This window comes from Kribbella sp. NPDC002412 (genome assembly GCF_053592935.1).
Genome location: NZ_JBSFBL010000014.1, coordinates 87,306 through 102,952, shown reverse-complemented (window position 1 = coordinate 102,952; position 15,647 = coordinate 87,306). Strand labels below are relative to the sequence as shown.

General features: G+C 70.1%; 16 protein-coding genes. 10 read left to right on the top strand and 6 right to left on the bottom strand.

Annotation, left to right across the window (positions count from 1 at the left end):
- The first annotated feature begins 70 nt into the window (after window positions 1-70).
- Genes uvrC through ACWCOV_RS14325 form a run of 3 tightly spaced genes read left to right on the top strand, consistent with a single transcriptional unit; the run spans window position 71 to window position 3,917 of the window.
- Window positions 71-2,116: an excinuclease ABC subunit UvrC gene (gene uvrC / locus ACWCOV_RS14335; RefSeq protein WP_449829675.1), complete on the top strand. Its 2,046-nt coding sequence runs from the start codon at window positions 71-73 to the stop codon at window positions 2,114-2,116.
- The gene (gene rapZ / locus ACWCOV_RS14330) at window positions 2,116-2,979 is read left to right on the top strand and encodes an RNase adapter RapZ (protein WP_449829674.1); all 864 of its coding nucleotides are present in this window, start codon (window positions 2,116-2,118) and stop codon (window positions 2,977-2,979) included. Before uvrC ends, rapZ begins: the two co-directional genes overlap by 1 nt.
- Window positions 2,976-3,917 carry a gluconeogenesis factor YvcK family protein gene (locus ACWCOV_RS14325; RefSeq protein ID WP_449829673.1) on the top strand — a complete coding sequence of 314 codons (942 nt, stop codon included), beginning with the start codon at window positions 2,976-2,978 and terminating at the stop codon, window positions 3,915-3,917. Before rapZ ends, ACWCOV_RS14325 begins: the two co-directional genes overlap by 4 nt.
- 10 nt (window positions 3,918-3,927) lie before the next feature.
- Here ACWCOV_RS14325 and ACWCOV_RS14320 read toward each other — a convergent pair whose 3' ends face one another.
- Both ACWCOV_RS14320 and ACWCOV_RS14315 read right to left on the bottom strand, forming a co-directional pair.
- Window positions 3,928-5,415, bottom strand: coding sequence for a hypothetical protein (locus ACWCOV_RS14320; RefSeq protein ID WP_449829672.1), 1,488 nt, complete (start codon window positions 5,413-5,415; stop codon window positions 3,928-3,930).
- Complete coding sequence (locus ACWCOV_RS14315; RefSeq protein WP_449829671.1) at window positions 5,412-5,918, bottom strand: SigE family RNA polymerase sigma factor; 507 nt, start codon at window positions 5,916-5,918, stop codon at window positions 5,412-5,414. Before ACWCOV_RS14315 ends, ACWCOV_RS14320 begins: the two co-directional genes overlap by 4 nt.
- A gap of 135 nt (window positions 5,919-6,053) precedes the next feature.
- On the opposite strand from ACWCOV_RS14315, the gene whiA reads away from it, so the two are divergent.
- From whiA to ACWCOV_RS14280, 7 genes are all read left to right on the top strand, one after another.
- The gene (gene whiA / locus ACWCOV_RS14310; RefSeq protein WP_328520667.1) at window positions 6,054-7,037 is read left to right on the top strand and encodes a DNA-binding protein WhiA; all 984 of its coding nucleotides are present in this window, start codon (window positions 6,054-6,056) and stop codon (window positions 7,035-7,037) included.
- 93 nt (window positions 7,038-7,130) lie between these two features.
- Window positions 7,131-7,325, top strand: coding sequence for a hypothetical protein (locus ACWCOV_RS14305; RefSeq protein WP_449829670.1), 195 nt, complete (start codon window positions 7,131-7,133; stop codon window positions 7,323-7,325).
- Between the two features lie 196 nt (window positions 7,326-7,521).
- The gene (gene gap, locus ACWCOV_RS14300; RefSeq protein WP_449829669.1) at window positions 7,522-8,529 is read left to right on the top strand and encodes a type I glyceraldehyde-3-phosphate dehydrogenase; all 1,008 of its coding nucleotides are present in this window, start codon (window positions 7,522-7,524) and stop codon (window positions 8,527-8,529) included.
- 77 nt (window positions 8,530-8,606) lie between these two features.
- A complete protein-coding gene (locus ACWCOV_RS14295) occupies window positions 8,607-9,809 on the top strand; it encodes a phosphoglycerate kinase (RefSeq protein WP_449829668.1) in 1,203 nt (400 codons plus the stop codon).
- 6 nt (window positions 9,810-9,815) lie between these two features.
- A complete protein-coding gene (gene tpiA / locus ACWCOV_RS14290; protein ID WP_449829667.1) occupies window positions 9,816-10,628 on the top strand; it encodes a triose-phosphate isomerase in 813 nt (270 codons plus the stop codon).
- On the top strand, window positions 10,625-10,858 hold the full coding sequence (gene secG / locus ACWCOV_RS14285; protein WP_449829666.1) for a preprotein translocase subunit SecG: 234 nt from the start codon (window positions 10,625-10,627) through the stop codon (window positions 10,856-10,858). The genes tpiA and secG overlap by 4 nt, the downstream gene beginning before the upstream one ends.
- 15 nt (window positions 10,859-10,873) lie before the next feature.
- Window positions 10,874-11,233 carry an RNA polymerase-binding protein RbpA gene (locus ACWCOV_RS14280; RefSeq protein WP_360521422.1) on the top strand — a complete coding sequence of 120 codons (360 nt, stop codon included), beginning with the start codon at window positions 10,874-10,876 and terminating at the stop codon, window positions 11,231-11,233.
- 48 nt (window positions 11,234-11,281) lie between these two features.
- On the opposite strand, the gene ACWCOV_RS14275 is transcribed toward ACWCOV_RS14280, so the two are convergent.
- The 4 genes from ACWCOV_RS14275 to zwf are packed head-to-tail and all read right to left on the bottom strand — an operon-like array spanning window position 11,282 to window position 15,646.
- Window positions 11,282-12,085 carry an isocitrate lyase/PEP mutase family protein gene (locus ACWCOV_RS14275; protein ID WP_449829665.1) on the bottom strand — a complete coding sequence of 268 codons (804 nt, stop codon included), beginning with the start codon at window positions 12,083-12,085 and terminating at the stop codon, window positions 11,282-11,284.
- 41 nt (window positions 12,086-12,126) lie between these two features.
- Complete coding sequence (gene pgl, locus ACWCOV_RS14270; protein WP_449829664.1) at window positions 12,127-12,897, bottom strand: 6-phosphogluconolactonase; 771 nt, start codon at window positions 12,895-12,897, stop codon at window positions 12,127-12,129.
- Window positions 12,894-14,099, bottom strand: a complete 1,206-nt coding sequence (locus ACWCOV_RS14265; protein WP_449829663.1) for a glucose-6-phosphate dehydrogenase assembly protein OpcA — start codon at window positions 14,097-14,099, stop codon at window positions 12,894-12,896. Before ACWCOV_RS14265 ends, pgl begins: the two co-directional genes overlap by 4 nt.
- Window positions 14,096-15,646: a glucose-6-phosphate dehydrogenase gene (gene zwf, locus ACWCOV_RS14260; protein WP_449829662.1), complete on the bottom strand. Its 1,551-nt coding sequence runs from the start codon at window positions 15,644-15,646 to the stop codon at window positions 14,096-14,098. The genes ACWCOV_RS14265 and zwf overlap by 4 nt, the downstream gene beginning before the upstream one ends.
- Window position 15,647 lies beyond the last annotated feature (1 nt).

Sequence of the window (15,647 nt, the reverse complement as noted above, 5' to 3'; positions counted from 1 at the left end):
GTCATTGAAGGCGCAGTAGAAACTTTGGCGGAATTCCGTCTTTGTCCGTGCGGCGAACTAGGGTGGATGGGTGGCTGATCCGTCCTCCTACCGTCCCGCTCCCGGGTCGATCCCCGACTCGCCTGGCGTCTACCGCTTCAGCGACGCCGCCGGGCGGGTGATCTACGTCGGCAAGGCGAAGAACCTGCGGGCCCGGTTGTCGTCGTACTTCCAGGACCTGGTGAACCTGCACCCGCGCACCCAGGCGATGGTGACGACGGCCGCGAAGGTCGAGTGGACGGTGGTCGCCAGCGAGGTCGAGTCGCTGCAGCTGGAGTACTCCTGGATCAAGGAGTACGACCCGCGGTTCAACGTGAAGTACCGCGACGACAAGTCGTACCCCTGGCTCGCGATCACCCTCAACGAGGACTACCCGCGGGTGATGGTCGGCCGCGGCCAGAAGAAGAAGGGCGTGCGCTACTTCGGCCCGTACAGCCACGCCTGGGCGATCCGGGAGACCGTGGACCTGCTGCTGCGGGTGTTCCCGATGCGCTCGTGCAGCAAGGGCGTCTTCAACCGGCACCGCCAGATCGGCCGGCCCTGCCTGCTCGGCTACATCGGCAAGTGCGCGGCGCCGTGCACAGGCCAGGTCAGCCAGGACGAGCACCGCAAGATCGTCGACGACTTCGCCGCCTTTCTCTCCGGCCAGACCGCGACGTACGTGCGCCGGCTGGAGAAGGAGATGAAGGCCGCCGCGGCCGAGCTCGAGTACGAGCGGGCCGCGAAGATCCGGGACGACCTGGCCGCCCTGGAGAAGGCGCTGGCCAAGAACGCGGTCGTCCTCGGCGACGGCACCGACACCGACGTGATCGCGCTCAGCGAGGACCCGCTCGAGGTCGCCGTCCAGATCTTCTACGTCCGCGGCGGCCGGATCCGCGGTGAGCGCGGCTGGATCGCCGACAAGGCGGACGGCACGGCGACCACCGGCGACCTGGTCTCGCGGTTCATCCAGCAGACGTACGCCGGTGACTCCGGCGACGCGATCCCGCGGGAGATCCTGGTCCCGACCGAGCCGGAGGACACCGATGCGCTGACCGAGTGGCTGTCCGAGCTGCGCGGCTCGAAGGTCTTCATCCGGGTCCCGCAGCGCGGTGACAAGAAGGCACTGATGGAGACCGTCGAGCGGAACGCGCTGCAGACGCTCACCATGCACAAGACCAAGCGGGCCAGCGACCTGACCACCCGCAACCAGGCGCTCGAGGAGATCCAGGCCGGCCTTGATCTGCCCGAGGCGCCGCTGCGGCTGGAGTGCTACGACGTCTCGAACCTGCAAGGCACCGAGGTGGTCGCCTCGATGGTGGTGTTCGAGGATGGCCTGCCCCGCAAGAGCGAGTACCGGCGGTTCGTGATCAAGGGGGTCGACGGGCAGAACGACGTCGCCTCGATCGCCGAGGTGCTGACCCGGCGGTTCAAGCGGCTCCTGGACGAGCGGGCCACGCTGCAGGACGACGAGGACCCGGCGGCCAACCTGATCGACCCGGAGACCGGCCGGGCCCGCAAGTTCTCCTACGCGCCCGGGCTGGTCGTGGTGGACGGCGGCCCGCCGCAGGTCGCGGCCGCGCGGCAGGCGCTGGACGAGCTCGGCCTCGGCGACATCCCGGTCTGCGGCCTGGCCAAGCGGCTCGAAGAGGTCTGGCTGCCGGACGAGGAGGACCCAGTCATCTTCTCCCGGACGTCCGAGGGGCTCTACCTGCTCCAGCGGCTGCGCGACGAGGCCCACCGGTTCGCCATCACCCATCACCGCAGCCGGCGCTCCAAGTCGATGGTGGAGAGCGTCCTGGACGAGGTCGCCGGCCTCGGCGAGGTCCGCCGCAAGACCCTGCTCAAGCACTTCGGCTCGCTGAAGAAGTTGCGCCAGGCCACCATCGACGAGGTGGCCGCGCTGCCCGGATTCGGCCGCCGGACGGCCGAGTCCGTCGTACTCGCGGTGAACGCTGCCGCAACGAAGGCGGAAACCGGCCGGGCGCCCGCGGTGAACATGGCCACGGGCGAGATACTGGACGACGACATCCCGGCGCCGGCCGGACAGCGGCCGGCGAACACGGCCGACGGGGATCCAGGGAGAACAGAGAACTGATGGACGACGCAGGCAATCTCGTCATCGTGTCCGGCATGTCGGGCGCAGGACGGAGCTCGGTCGCGGATGTGCTGGAGGACCTCGGCTGGTTCGTGGTGGACAACCTGCCGCCGATGTTCCTCACCACCATCGTCGAGCAGGTGGTCGGCACCGGAGCCGCGCCCCGGCTCGCGGTCGTTGTCGACGTCCGCACCGGGATGTTCTTCGACGAGCTGCCGCAGGCGGTGCACGACCTGCGGCTGAAGGGCTACCGGCCGCTGACGCTGTTCCTGGAGGCCTCCGACGACGTGATCGTGCGGCGGCAGGAGAGCGTTCGCCGGCCGCACCCGCTGCAGGGCGAGGGCCGGCTGCTGACCGGGATCCAGCGCGAGCGCGAGCTGCTCGGCGACATCCGGGCCGGGGCCGACCTGGTCATCGACACCTCGAACATGAACATCCACCAGCTCGCCGCGAAGATCGTGAACGCCTTCGGCGACGAGGAGAACGCCGAGCTGCGGGCCACCGTGGTGTCGTTCGGGTTCAAGTACGGCATCCCCGTCGACGCCGACGTGGTGGCCGACATGCGGTTCATCCCGAACCCGTACTGGCAGCCCGACCTGCGCCCGATGACCGGACAGGACCGTCCTGTGTCAGACTTCGTCCTCGGCCATCCGCTGGCCCAGCAGTTCCTGCAGAACTACGTGGACGTGCTGGACACCCTGCGGACCGGCTACCTGAACGAGGGCAAGCGCTTCGTCACCGTCGCGATCGGCTGCACCGGGGGTAAGCACCGCAGCGTCGCGATGGCCGAGGAGATCGCCAAGCGGCTGCGGGAGAAAGGGTCACCGACCTTGGTCGTACACCGGGATCTGGGACGCGAGTGACGAGATCGCCCCGGGTCGTAGCACTGGGCGGGGGGCATGGACTGGCCGCCTCCCTGTCCGCGCTTCGTCATGTCACTGATCAGCTGACCGCGGTCGTGACGGTCGCCGACAACGGCGGCTCGTCCGGTCGCCTGCGCAGCGAGCTCGGTGTGCTGCCGCCGGGTGACCTGCGGATGGCGCTGGCCGCGCTGTGCCGCGACGACGAGTGGGGCCGGACATGGGCCGACGTGCTGCAGCACCGGTTCCGCAGTGACGGCGCGTTGCACGACCACGCGGTCGGCAACCTGCTGATCGTCGCGCTGTGGGAGTTGCTCGGCGAGGCCGTCGACGGGCTCGACTGGGTCGCCCGGTTGCTCGGCGCCCAAGGCCGGGTGCTGCCGATGTCCGCCGTACCGCTGGACATCACGGCGCGCGTGCTCGGGCTGGATCCGGACCATCCGGAGGCGATCACCGAGATCCGCGGCCAGGCCGAGGTGGCGACGACCGAGGGGCACGTCGTCGACGTCGCGCTCGACCCGGCCGACCCGCCGGCCTGCCCGGAGGCGCTGGTCGCGATCGCGGAAGCCGACTGGGTCGTCGTCGGCCCGGGCTCGTGGTTCACCTCGGTGATCCCGAACCTGCTGGTCCCGGCGTTGTGCCGCGGCCTGGAGCAGACCAGCGCCCGCCGGGTGCTGACGCTGAACCTGGGAGAGCAGAAGGGCGAGACCGACGGCTTCTCGCCGGAGACCCACCTCGAGGTGCTGGCCGCGCACGCCCCGGACCTGCGGATCGACGTGGTCCTCGCCGACGAGGGCCACGTGCCCGACCCGGCGTCCCTGCGCCGTACGGCGGAAGCGCTCGGCGCGGAGCTGGTCGTCGCCGACATCGCCGACGACGACCGCCACCTCCACCACGCTCCCGACAAACTGGCCAAGGTCTACCGGGAGCTGCTCGTCTAGCTGCGTCGATCTAGCTGGCGTCGACGTCGTGCTTGGCGTCGTACACCTGCCTGCCCTGGGCGTCGAAGCCGCGGATCCGCACGTTCTTGACGTCGGAGTTGCCGCCGGTCAGGCCCCAGATGAAGAACCCGTTCGAGATCAGTGCGCGGACCGGGCCACTCGGCAGGTCGACCACGATCTGGGCGACCCCGTCGGGGACCTGGCCCCACTCCAGCCCGACTCCGAACTTCCCGGTGGCGGGGACCCCGCCGCGGCTGTAGTCGTAGTGATCGGCCTCGTCGTACATGTGGCACCACGCGACGACGTTGTCGCCGGGGGAGACCAGCAGAGCGGTGAAGTCGATCCCGGTTCCGGTCTTCAGGGCGACCTTCCAGTCCGGGGTGATCTTGCCGGCGTCGTGGGTCCGCGAGTCCTGACCCGGCAGGACGCCCTCCTTGAGGTAGGCGCCGTCCGGCTTCTTGCACCGGGTCCGGATCGAGTCGTCACTGACCGGACTGACCGGCGGCGCCGGCCGCAGCGGCTTGCCGGTGGCCGGGTCCTCGGTGAGCACGACCTGCGGCGTGATCGGTGCCGCGAGCTCGATCTTCCGGTCCGCCGGAACGGCCGGTTGCGATGGCAGCTCCACCGGCTGGTACTTCCAGTCGTAGATCCGGCGGCCGTCGGCGTCGTACGCCCTGATCCGCTGGAGCGTCGGTTCGGGCCGGCGTGCCTGGCCCGAAGCGTCGGGCGACGGCCGGTGGAACTGCTCCCAATCGGGGTAGCCGAGTGTGAAGAACCCGTCGGGGCCGACCAGCGCCTGCCGCGGTGCCTGCTCGTCGACGAAGTTCACCAGGACCCTGGCGACGCCGTTCGCCGGGATCCGGACCTTCGCCGCGACGGCCTGCGGCTCGCCGTCCGAACCGCTGGGAACCTTGCCGAGCGTCCCGAAGCTCTCCGTCGTGCTGTAGCGCCCGTTGGTCTTCGGCCGCTGTGGGCCCTCCATGGTGCAGGTGGACACGATCGACTGGTCGGGCGCCAGGAACAGCGCCTGCAGACGGTTCTGGTCGCCGCTCTTCACGAGGACCTTCCAGCGGGCGTTGATCGGTCCCGCCTTGTCGAAGTTGTTCGAGCCGCGCTCCTGGTTGGCCTGGACGTACTCGTTGTCGTACAGCTTGCAACGCTGCAGGACCTCGGCGTCCGACAGCGGGCTGACCGGCGGCGGCGCCATGGCCGGCCGGCCGGACTCGTTGTCGACGACCTGTCCGGTCTTCGAGTCGACGGTGATGGTCTGGTTCTTCGGGTCCCCGGCCGGGTCCGCGGAGTCGTTCACGGTGCTCGACCAGGCGGCGACGCCGCCGATGATCGCCGCAGTGGTGAGGACGGCGGTGGACGCGACGGCGATCCGGCCGCGGCGGACCGAACGGCGGCCGCGGGCGAGGATGGCGTCGATGTCGGTGTGCAGTGGCCGGTCGGTGTCGTCGGCCGCGGCCGCCAGCAGACGTTCGATGTCGTTGCTCACGAGGCGCTCCTTTCGGTCAGCAGGAGGAGTTCGCGCAGCCGGCTGAGGCCGCGCGAGGTCTGGCTCTTCACGCCGCCGGCGCTGATGCCGAGGATGTCGGCGGTCCGCTCGACGGGGAGGTCGTCGTAGTAGCGCAGTACGACGCAGGCTCGCTGGCTCGGTGGCAGCTGGGCGAGCGCGTCGACGACCAGCATCCGGTTGTCGACCTTGCCGAAAACGTCCGGCAGCACCAGTGCCGACTCATCGGCCTCGTCCGACCGTTCCCGGCGCCACGGCTTGCGGGACTGGTCGAGGACCGCGGTGACCACACAGCGGTGCGCGTAGCTCTTCAGGCCCTCGCTCCGGTCGATCCGGTTCCACCGGCGGTACACCTTCACCAGGGCGTCCTGGGCCGCGTCCTCGGCGCGGTGCCAGTCGCCGCACATCAGGTACGCCGTACGCCGTAGCGGGCGGATCACATTCGCCGCGAACTCGGTGAACTCGGCGTCGTTGCGTGCTCTCATGCCCCTCCTCTCGGGTGTCGCCGAAGGAACGCAACCGGTGGGCCGCCAGGTTGCACCGCCGCGTAACGCACTTCGCATGGTCTCAGTTGGAGGTTCGGTCCCGAGGGTCTTTGACAACGGTGGGAGGATGCCTTCATGGCGATGACTGCACAGGTGAAGTCCGAACTGACCAGCATCCAGGTCACGAAACCCTGTTGCCGCAAGGCCGAGGTGTCGTCCGTGCTGCGCTTCGCGGGCGGGTTGCACCTGGTGTCGGGGCGGATCGTCGTCGAGGCGGAGCTGGACAGCGGGGCCGCGGCCCGGCGGCTGCGCAAGGACATCGCCGAGATCTTCGGGCACCCGTCGGACGTGGTGGTGATCTCCCCGTCCGGTATCCGGAAGCAGACCAAGTACGTCGTGCGCGTCGTCCGGGACGGTGACGCGCTGGCCCGGCAGACCGGCCTGGTCGACAACCGCGGCCGCCCGGTCCGGGGTCTGCCGCCGGCGGTCGTTTCGGGCGCTTCCTGTGACGCGGTGGCGGCCTGGCGGGGCGCGTTCCTGGCGCACGGCTCGCTGACCGAGCCGGGGCGCTCGTCGTCCCTCGAGGTGACGTGCCCGGGGCCGGAGGCGGCGCTGGCGCTGGTCGGCGCGGCCCGGCGGCTCGGGATCGGTTCGAAGGCCCGTGAGGTGCGCAACGTCGACCGCGTGGTGATCCGCGACGGCGACGCGATCGGCGCGCTGCTGACCAGGCTGGGTGCGCACGAGTCCGTGCTGGCCTGGGAGGAGCGCCGGATGCGCCGCGAGGTCCGCGCGACCGCGAACCGGCTGGCGAACTTCGACGACGCGAACCTGCGCCGCTCCGCGCGGGCGGCAGTGGCCGCCGGCGCGCGGGTCGAGCGTGCGCTGGAGATTCTCGGCGACGACGTGCCGGACCACCTGCAGGTCGCCGGCAAGCTGCGGCTGGAGCACAAGCAGGCCAGCCTGGAGGAGCTCGGGCAGCTGCACGAGCCGGCGCTGACCAAGGACGCGGTGGCCGGCCGGATCCGCCGCCTGCTCGCGATGGCCGACAAGCGCGCGGCCGACCTCGGCATCCCGAACACCGAGGCCAACCTCACCCCGGAGATGCTCGACCCGGCCTGACCGGATCGTTACCGATCAAGCGCCACGCCGCTCGGGCCCCGTTGGTTGGATGGCCGGAGCGGGGGTTTCCATCACGACAACGATCGGAGACCGATGGGCGACGCGAACGAGGACGAGCCGGCCACGGGGGACAAGCAGCAGAGCAACCTGTTCGCCGAGTCCCCGGTAGTGGCCGGCTGGCCGGACAACGCGGTGCGACCGGCGCCCGGCCTGAAGGAGAAGGTGGCCGCCGCAGCGCGCATCGGCGATGCCGGCGACGCCGCTGAGGAGAAGGCCTTCGGGCGCTGAGAGTCGAGCAGCGGCTCTGGATCGCGTCCAGGGCCGCTGTTGCCGTTGAAACCCTGTTGCAGCTGGTCTGGTTCGGAAGGCAACGGTTTGCGGGGTGGTCTGGTGTGGACACTACCAGTGGGCCGAGTGGGCTCTTGGGCTAGTGTTTCGGGTGTAGCGGCAGTGCTCAAAGCTAGACCTGAGGAGACGCAGTCCCGTGACCGTACGCGTAGGTATCAACGGCTTCGGCCGGATCGGCCGTAACTTCTTCCGCGCCGTGCAGGCGTCCGGTGCCGACATCGAGGTCGTCGCCGTCAACGACTTGACCGACAACCAGACCCTCGCTCACCTGCTGAAGTACGACTCGATCCTGGGCCGCTTCCCCGGTGAGGTCTCCGCGACCGACGACGACATCACCGTCGCCGGCCAGAGCATCAAGGCGTTCGCCGAGCGGGACCCGGCCAACCTGAAGTGGTCCGACGTCGGCGCCGACGTGGTGATCGAGTCGACCGGTTTCTTCACCGACGCCACCAAGGCCAAGACGCACGCCGACAACGGCGCCAAGAAGGTCATCATCTCCGCCCCGGCGAAGAACGAGGACCTGACCGTGGTGATGGGCGTGAACCACGACCTGTACGACGCCGAGAAGCACACCGTGATCTCGAACGCGTCCTGCACCACCAACTGCATCGCCCCGCTGGCCAAGGTCCTGCACGACGCGTTCACGATCGAGCGGGGTCTGATGACCACGATCCACGCGTACACCCAGGACCAGAACCTGCAGGACGCGCCGCACAAGGACCTGCGCCGCGCCCGCGCCGCCGCGCTGAACATCGTCCCGACGTCGACCGGCGCCGCGAAGGCGATCGGCCTGGTGCTGCCGGAGCTGAAGGGCAAGCTGGACGGCTACGCGCTGCGGGTCCCGGTCCCGACCGGTTCGGCCACCGACCTGACCGTCACCGTCGGCCGCGAGGTCACCGTCGACGAGGTCAAGGACGCCTACAAGGCGGCCGCCGCCGAGGGCTCGCTGAAGGGCTACCTGACCTACACCGAGGACGAGATCGTCTCCGCCGACATCGTCACCGACCCGGCCTCCTGCATCTTCGACGCGGGCCTGACCAAGGTGATCGGCAACCAGGTCAAGGTCGTCGGCTGGTACGACAACGAGTGGGGCTACTCGAACCGCCTCGTCGACCTGGTCAAGCACGTCGGCGCCTCGCTCTGACACCTTCACTGTCGACAGCCTGCGTCCGGGCCACCCCGGACGCAGGCTGATCCCTGAGCCGCAAGGATTGCTGAACTGTGAAGACCATCGAAGACCTCGGGGACGTGGCCGGCCTGCGCGTGCTGGTGCGCTCCGACCTGAACGTGCCGATCAAGGACGAGACGATCGGCGACGACGGCCGGATCCGGGCCAGCCTGCCGACCCTGGTGAAGCTGGCCAAGGCCGGCGCCAAGGTGATCGTCACCGCGCACCTGGGCCGCCCCAAGGGCAAGCCGAACCCGGAGTTCACGCTGGCCCCGGTGGCCAAGCGGCTCGGCGAGCTGCTGCAGCCCGAGGGCATCAAGGTGCACTTCGCCGGCGACGTCACCGGCGACAGCGCGCAGTCCGCCGTACAGGAGCTGGACGAGGGTGAGGTCCTGCTGCTCGAGAACGTGCGGTTCGACGCGCGGGAGGAAAGCAAGGACGATGCCGAGCGCGACCAGCTGGCCGACGAGCTCGCCGCGCTGGCCGATGTGTTCGTCAGCGACGGCTTCGGCGTGGTGCACCGCAAGCAGGCCAGCGTGTACGACGTGGCGCGCAAGCTGCCGCACGCCGCCGGCGGCCTGGTGCTCGCCGAGGTCGACGTACTGAAGAAGCTGACCGAGGAGCCGGCCCGTCCGTACGTCGTCGTGCTCGGCGGCGCGAAGGTGTCGGACAAGCTCGCGGTGATCGACAACCTGCTGGCCAAGGCCGACAAGCTGCTGATCGGCGGCGGGATGGTCTTCACCTTCCTGAAGGCGCAGGGGCACGAGGTCGGCAAGAGCCTGCTCGAGGAAGACCAGCTGGACACGGTCAAGGGCTACCTGGAGACCGCGAAGGCCAAGGGCGTCGAGATCGTGCTGCCGACCGACATCGTGGTCGCGCCCGAGTTCAAGGCCGACGCCCCGGCGACGGTCGTGGCCGCGGACGCGATCCCGGCCGACCAGCTCGGCCTGGACATCGGCCCCGAGTCCGGCAAGGCGTTCGCCGCCGAGGTCGCGGCCGCCAAGACGGTGTTCTGGAACGGCCCGATGGGCGTCTTCGAGATGGCCGCCTTCGCCGGCGGAACCAAGGCCGTCGCGCAGGCGTTGACCGAGGTGGACGGCCTCAGTGTGGTCGGCGGCGGTGACTCGGCCGCGGCGGTGCGCCAGCTGGGCTTCGCCGACGACGCGTTCGGGCACATCTCCACCGGTGGTGGGGCGTCGCTGGAATACCTGGAGGGCAAGGAGCTCCCGGGTCTCGCCGTACTGGAAGAGGACTGACACCCCATGGCTGACAGCGCAGCTGCCCGTACGCCGTTGATGGCGGGCAACTGGAAGATGAACATCAACCACGTCGAGGCTGTGCACCTGGTGCAGAAGCTGTCCTGGACGCTGCAGGACAAGAAGCACGACTTCGAGCGGGTCGAGGTGGCGGTGCTGCCGCCGTTCACCGACCTGCGCAGCGTCCAGACGCTGATCGACGGCGACCGGATGAAGATCAGGTACGGCGCCCAGGACGTGTCGAAGTACGACGCGGGCGCCTACACCGGCGAGATCTCGGCGGCGATGCTGGCCAAGCTCGGCTGCACCTACGTGCTGACCGGGCACTCCGAGCGGCGCCAGTACCACGGCGAGGACGACGCGCTGGTCAACGCAAAGACGACCAAGGCGCTCGAGGCCGGGCTGACCCCGATCGTCTGCGTCGGCGAGGGGCTCGACGTCCGCAAGGCCGGCGAGCACGTCGAGCACACGCTGGCCCAGGTGGACGGCGCGCTGGCCGGGCTGAAGCAGGACGACGTCCGCAAGCTCGTCCTGGCCTACGAGCCGGTCTGGGCGATCGGCACCGGCGAGGTGGCCACGCCGGAGGACGCGCAGGAGGTCATCGCGGCCATCCGGGGCCGGATCGAGGAGACGATCTCACCGTCGGTCGCCGACTCGGTACGGATTCTTTACGGGGGGTCGGTGAAGATGGCCAGCGCAGGTGGCATCATGGCCCAACCGGACGTGGACGGCTGCCTGGTCGGAGGTGCGAGCCTTCAGGTGGACGAGTTCGCCGGAATCTGCCGTTACCTGGACCTTCAGTTAGGCTACTCCTCGTGATTCTCGCTTTTTCGATCGTCGTGATCGTCTGCAGCCTCATCCTCACGATGCTCGTGCTGCTGCACAAAGGCCGCGGTGGCGGTCTGTCGGACCTGTTCGGTGGCGGGGTGTCGTCCAGCCTGGGCGGCTCGTCGGTCGCCGAGCGCAACCTGGACCGGATCACGATCGGTGTCGGTCTGATCTGGTTCGCTGCCATCGTCGCCCTCGGCCTGCTCTACAAGCTCGGCTGAGGGGAGTAGGTTCCCGTGGCTGGTGGTGGCAGTGCGATTCGTGGCAGCCGGGTCGGCGCAGGCCCGATGGGCGAGGCGGAGCGCGGCGACACCGCGCCCCGGCAGCGCATCGTGTTCTTCTGCGCGAACGGGCACGAGACCGCGACCGTGTTCGCGGTCGAGGCGTCCATCCCGGAGGCGTGGGACTGTCCACGGTGCGGTCTGCCGACCAGCACCGATGTGAACAACCCGCCCCCGCCCCCGAAGATCGAGCCTTACAAGACCCACCTGGCTTACGTGAAGGAACGACGCAGCGAGCAGGAGGCCCAGGAAATCCTCGAAGAGGCCCTGGAAAAACTCCGAGCCCGCCGCGCCCGCGGCGAAGTCATCTTCTGAGCTTTGCACCGGCAGCCCGGACCGATCGTGGTCCGGGCTGCCGGTGTTTCAGGACCGCTTGGCGAACAGCTGGTTGAGTTCGGCCTGGGGGATTTGGTGGGTGGCGAAGGTGGTTGTGCCGGTGGTGAGGAGTTCTTGGGCGGCTTGGCGGACCAGGCCCAGTGCGGCTCGGGCGATGCTGCCGCCGAGGCTGACTCGGGTGACGCCGGCGGATCGGAGGGCTGGGACGGTGAGGGTGGAGGCGCCTAGGCCCAGGACCACGTTGAGGGGGCCGGACAGCTCTTTGACGAGCGTGCGGATCGAGTCGAGGTCGTTGACGCCGGGGACGTAGAGGCAGTCGGCGCCGGCCTCGTGGAAGCGGTTGGCGCGGTCGATCGAGTCCTGCAGCGAGGTCGGCGTACGCAGCAGCTGGCCGTCCGTGCGCGCGGTCAGGACGAAGTCGGGGCCGGCCGCCTCGCGAGCGGCGATGATCCGGTCCACGGACAGCTCGACGTCGTACAGCTCGTGCCCGTCGTAGTCCTCGATGTTCCCGCCGGCCAGGCCCGCCTCGCGCGCCAGCCGGATCGTCTCCGCGACCTTCTCCGGCGCCGCGCCGTACCCGTCCTCGAGGTCGCCGTTCACCGGTACGGCGCTCGCCGCGGTGATCTCCCGGACCCGCGCGAACATGTCCTCCCGCGACACCGCCGGCGCACCGTCCGGCAGCGTGTGGTCACCCTTGCCGAGCGAGAACGCGATCCCGGCACTCGTGGTCGCGATCGCCGGGAACCCGGCATCGGCCAGCACCACCGCACTCCCGGCGTCCCAGGCGTTCGGCATCACGAAGAACCCGTTGTGCAGCTCGCGAAAAGTCATACCGCCATCCTCGCAGCCGCACGCTTCGGCCCCCGCCGAAGTCAGGTGCGCGGGGCGCGGATGCTGCTCGGGATCTCGCCCGCGGACGCCTCGTCGAGGAGCCAGAGGGTGCGGTTCAGGCCTTGGACGCCGGCGGCGGGGATCTGCAGCCGGCCGGTGCCGGCCAGGGCCAGGCGGACGGCTTTCGCCTTGTCGTCGCCGGAAACCACGAACCAGACCTCGTGCGCCCGGTTCAGGGCCGGGAAGGTCAGGGAGATGCGGGTCGGCGGGGGCTTGGGGGAGCCGTGGACGGCGATGGCCGCGGTGTCCTCGGAGTACAGCCCGGCGTGCTCCGGGAAGAGCGACGCGACGTGGCCGTCCGGGCCGACCCCCAGCAGGAGTACGTCGAAGGTCGGTACGCCGTCCCGATCGCCGGCGCCCACCGCCTTGGCCAGCTCGGCTGCGTAGGCGGCCGCGGCCGCCTCAGCGCCCTGACCGGTGTCGGCAGGCATGACATGAACCCGGGCCGGGTCCACGTCCACGTGGTCGAGCAGGGCCTCGCGGGCCTGGGTCTCGTTGCGGTCGGGGTCGCCGTCCGGCAGGAACCGCTCGTCACCCCACCAGAACTCCACCCGGCGCCAGTCGATCGCGCTGCGGGCCGGCGACTCGGCGACGGCCCGGTAGACGACCGAGGCGACCCGGCCGCCGGTCAGCACGACCTGGGCGACCCGGCCGCTGCTCTGCACGTCGACGAGCCGGGTGATGAGCCGGGCCGCGACGGCGTGGGCCAGGCCCTCGGCGTCGCGGTTGACCAGGATCGACGGGGAGCTCATGACCGCCCCGCCACCCGCTTGCCCGTGCTCTTCTTCGCCGCCGTCTTCTTGGCCGCGGCCTTCGTCGACGTGGATGTCTTCCGCGCCGCGGACTTCTTCACAGCCGCAGACTTCCGCGCAGCGGTCGACTTCCGGGCGGCCGTGGTCTTCTTCGCGGCGGCCGTCTTCCGGACGGCCTTCTCCTTCGTAGCCGCTGGCGTCGGCGCGTCCGCGGCCGCCGTACGCGTGGCCGCCTTCGACGCCGCGGTCTGGGCCGAACGGCGATCCTCCGCGCTCACCTTCTTCGCGTCGGCCGGCATCTTCTCCCGCTCGACCATGCACGCCAGCGCCTGCGCGTACACGTCGTCCGGGTCGAGCCGCCGCAACTCCTCGCTCAACAGCTCGGACGTCGTACGGCGCTTCAGAGCCACCGGCCGGTCTGGAGCGCCGGGCACGCTGAACGTCGCGACCGCGCCGTCCGGCCGGGTCAGCGAGATCGGACCGGTCGGCGTGAACAGCCGGGCCGCTGTGATGCCCGGCCCGCGCGAGACCTTCTGCTCGACCGTGACGCCCAGCCGGTGCTGCAGCCAGGCGGCGAGCAGGTCCGCGCTCGGGTTGCCCTTGGCCGAGGTGATCTCGGCCCCGGTCACCTTCGTCGGGTACTGGTCGAGAGCCGCCGCGAGCAGCGCGCGCCACGGCGTCAGCCGCGTCCAGGCGAAGTCGGTGTCGCCGGGTTCGTACCCTTCGGCCCGGGCCGAGAAGTCGACCGATGCCCGCCGGGTCGCGGCCGCGTCGCTCACCCGGCGCCGGCCGAGCCGCCCCAACGGGTCCTCGGCCGGAACCTTCGGCCCGCCGCCCGGCCACCACACGATGACGGGGGAGTCGGGCAGCAGCAGGGGAGTGATGACGGACTCGGGCACCTTGGCCAGCTCGCCGTGCAGCCGCAGCAGCACTGCCTCGCCCGGAATGCCTTCCCCGACACGTACCTCGGCGTCCAGGCCCGACGCACCGCGGCCGGGCCGCAGGATCGCCACCAGCACCCGGGACGGGTGCTCGCGGCCCGCTTCGTTCGCGGCCTTCATCGCGTCGTGGTGGGACGCCTCGTCGACGACGACCACGATCGTGCCGACCATGCCCATGGCCGGTGAGCCCGCGTTCCGGCGGGCCTTCAGCAGCGCCGAGGCGATCTCGCTCGACGTCGTGCCGGTCAGGTCGATGATCATGGCCGCCTCCAGGCGCGTCCGTCGCGGGCGAGCATCTCGTGCGCGGAGTCCGGGCCCCAACTGCCGGACTCGTACTGCTCCGGCTTGCCGTGCCCGGCCCAGTAGTCGATCACCGGGTCGAGGATCTTCCAGCCCAGCTCGACCTCGGTGTGCTGCGGGAACAGCGGCGGGTCGCCGAGCAGTACGTCGAGGATCAGCCGCTCGTACGCCTCGGGGGAGGATTCGGTGAAGGAGCCGCCGTACGCGAAGTCCATGTTCACGTCGCGGATCTCCATCGAGGTGCCCGGCACCTTGGCGCCGAAGCGCATCGTGATGCCCTCGTCCGGCTGGATCCGCAGCACCAGCGCGTTCTGGCCGAGCTCTTCGGTCTCGGTCTTGGTGAACGGCAGGTGCGGCGCGCGCTTGAACATCACCGCGACCTCGGTGACCCGGCGGCCGAGCCGCTTGCCGGTGCGCAGGTAGAACGGGACGCCGGCCCAGCGCCGGGTGTCGACGTCCACCCGCAGCGCGGCGAAGGTCTCGGTCGCGGAGTCCGGCGGGATGGCGTCCTCCTGCAGGTAGCCCTTGACCTTCACACCGCCGGCCCAGCCGGGGGCGTACTGGCCGCGGGCCGTGTGCAGGTCGAGGCGCTCCGGCAGCTTCACCGCGGCGAGCACCTTCTTCTTCTCCTGGCGCAGCGACCAGGCGTCGAAGCTGACCGGCTCCTCCATCGCGACCAGCGCGAGCAGTTGGAGCAGGTGGTTCTGGATCACGTCCCGAGCCGCGCCGATGCCGTCGTAGTACCCGGCCCGGCCGCCGATGCCGATGTCCTCGGCCATCGTGATCTGCACGTGGTCGACGTAGTGGCTGTTCCAGACCGGCTCGAACATGGCGTTGGCGAACCGCAGCGCCAACATGTTCTGCACGGTCTCCTTGCCCAGGTAGTGATCGATCCGGAACACCGCCTCGGGCGGGAAGACCGACTCGACCACGTGGTTCAGCTCTCGTGCGCTCTTCAGGTCGTGGCCGAACGGCTTCTCGATCACCACCCGCCGCCACGATCCGGGGACCTCGTCGGTCAGCCCGTGCTCGGACAGCTGCTGCACGACCTGCGGGAACAGGCCGGGCGGGATGGACAGGTAGAAGGCGTGGTTGCCACCGGTGCCGCGGGTGAGGTCCAGCTCGTCCACGGTCTCCCGCAGCCGCTTGAACGCCTCGTCGTCGGTCAGGTCACCCGGCACGAACCGGAAGCCCTCGGCCAGCTGCTGCCAGACCTCTTCCCGGAACGGCGTCCGGGCGTGCTCCTTGACCGAGTCGTGCACGATCTGGGCGAAGTCCTGGTTGGTGTAGTCGCGCCGGGCGAACCCGACCAGGGCGAAGCCCGGGGGCAGCAGCCCCCGGTTCGCCAGGTCGTAGACGGCCGGCATCAGCTTCTTGCGGGCCAGGTCGCCGGTGACACCGAAGATCACCAGGCTGCAGGGCCCGGCGATCCGCGGCAGCCGCCGGTCCTGCGGGTCCCGCAGCGGGTTGACCGGTCCGGTCAGCTCTTCGTCGAGCTCAGCGGTCATC

What these genes read in the sequence shown, in the direction of transcription:
- rapZ (WP_449829674.1), top strand. Translation starts at nt 2,116, where the DNA reads ATGGACGACGCAGGCAATCTCGTCATCGTGTCCGGCATGTCGGGCGCA.
- ACWCOV_RS14315 (WP_449829671.1), bottom strand. Translation starts at nt 5,918, where the DNA reads ATGAGAGCACGCAACGACGCCGAGTTCACCGAGTTCGCGGCGAATGTG.
- whiA (WP_328520667.1), top strand. Translation starts at nt 6,054, where the DNA reads ATGGCGATGACTGCACAGGTGAAGTCCGAACTGACCAGCATCCAGGTC.
- ACWCOV_RS14305 (WP_449829670.1), top strand. Translation starts at nt 7,131, where the DNA reads ATGGGCGACGCGAACGAGGACGAGCCGGCCACGGGGGACAAGCAGCAG.
- tpiA (WP_449829667.1), top strand. Translation starts at nt 9,816, where the DNA reads ATGGCTGACAGCGCAGCTGCCCGTACGCCGTTGATGGCGGGCAACTGG.
- ACWCOV_RS14275 (WP_449829665.1), bottom strand. Translation starts at nt 12,085, where the DNA reads ATGACTTTTCGCGAGCTGCACAACGGGTTCTTCGTGATGCCGAACGCC.
- pgl (WP_449829664.1), bottom strand. Translation starts at nt 12,897, where the DNA reads ATGAGCTCCCCGTCGATCCTGGTCAACCGCGACGCCGAGGGCCTGGCC.
- ACWCOV_RS14265 (WP_449829663.1), bottom strand. Translation starts at nt 14,099, where the DNA reads ATGATCATCGACCTGACCGGCACGACGTCGAGCGAGATCGCCTCGGCG.
- zwf (WP_449829662.1), bottom strand. Translation starts at nt 15,646, where the DNA reads ATGACCGCTGAGCTCGACGAAGAGCTGACCGGACCGGTCAACCCGCTG.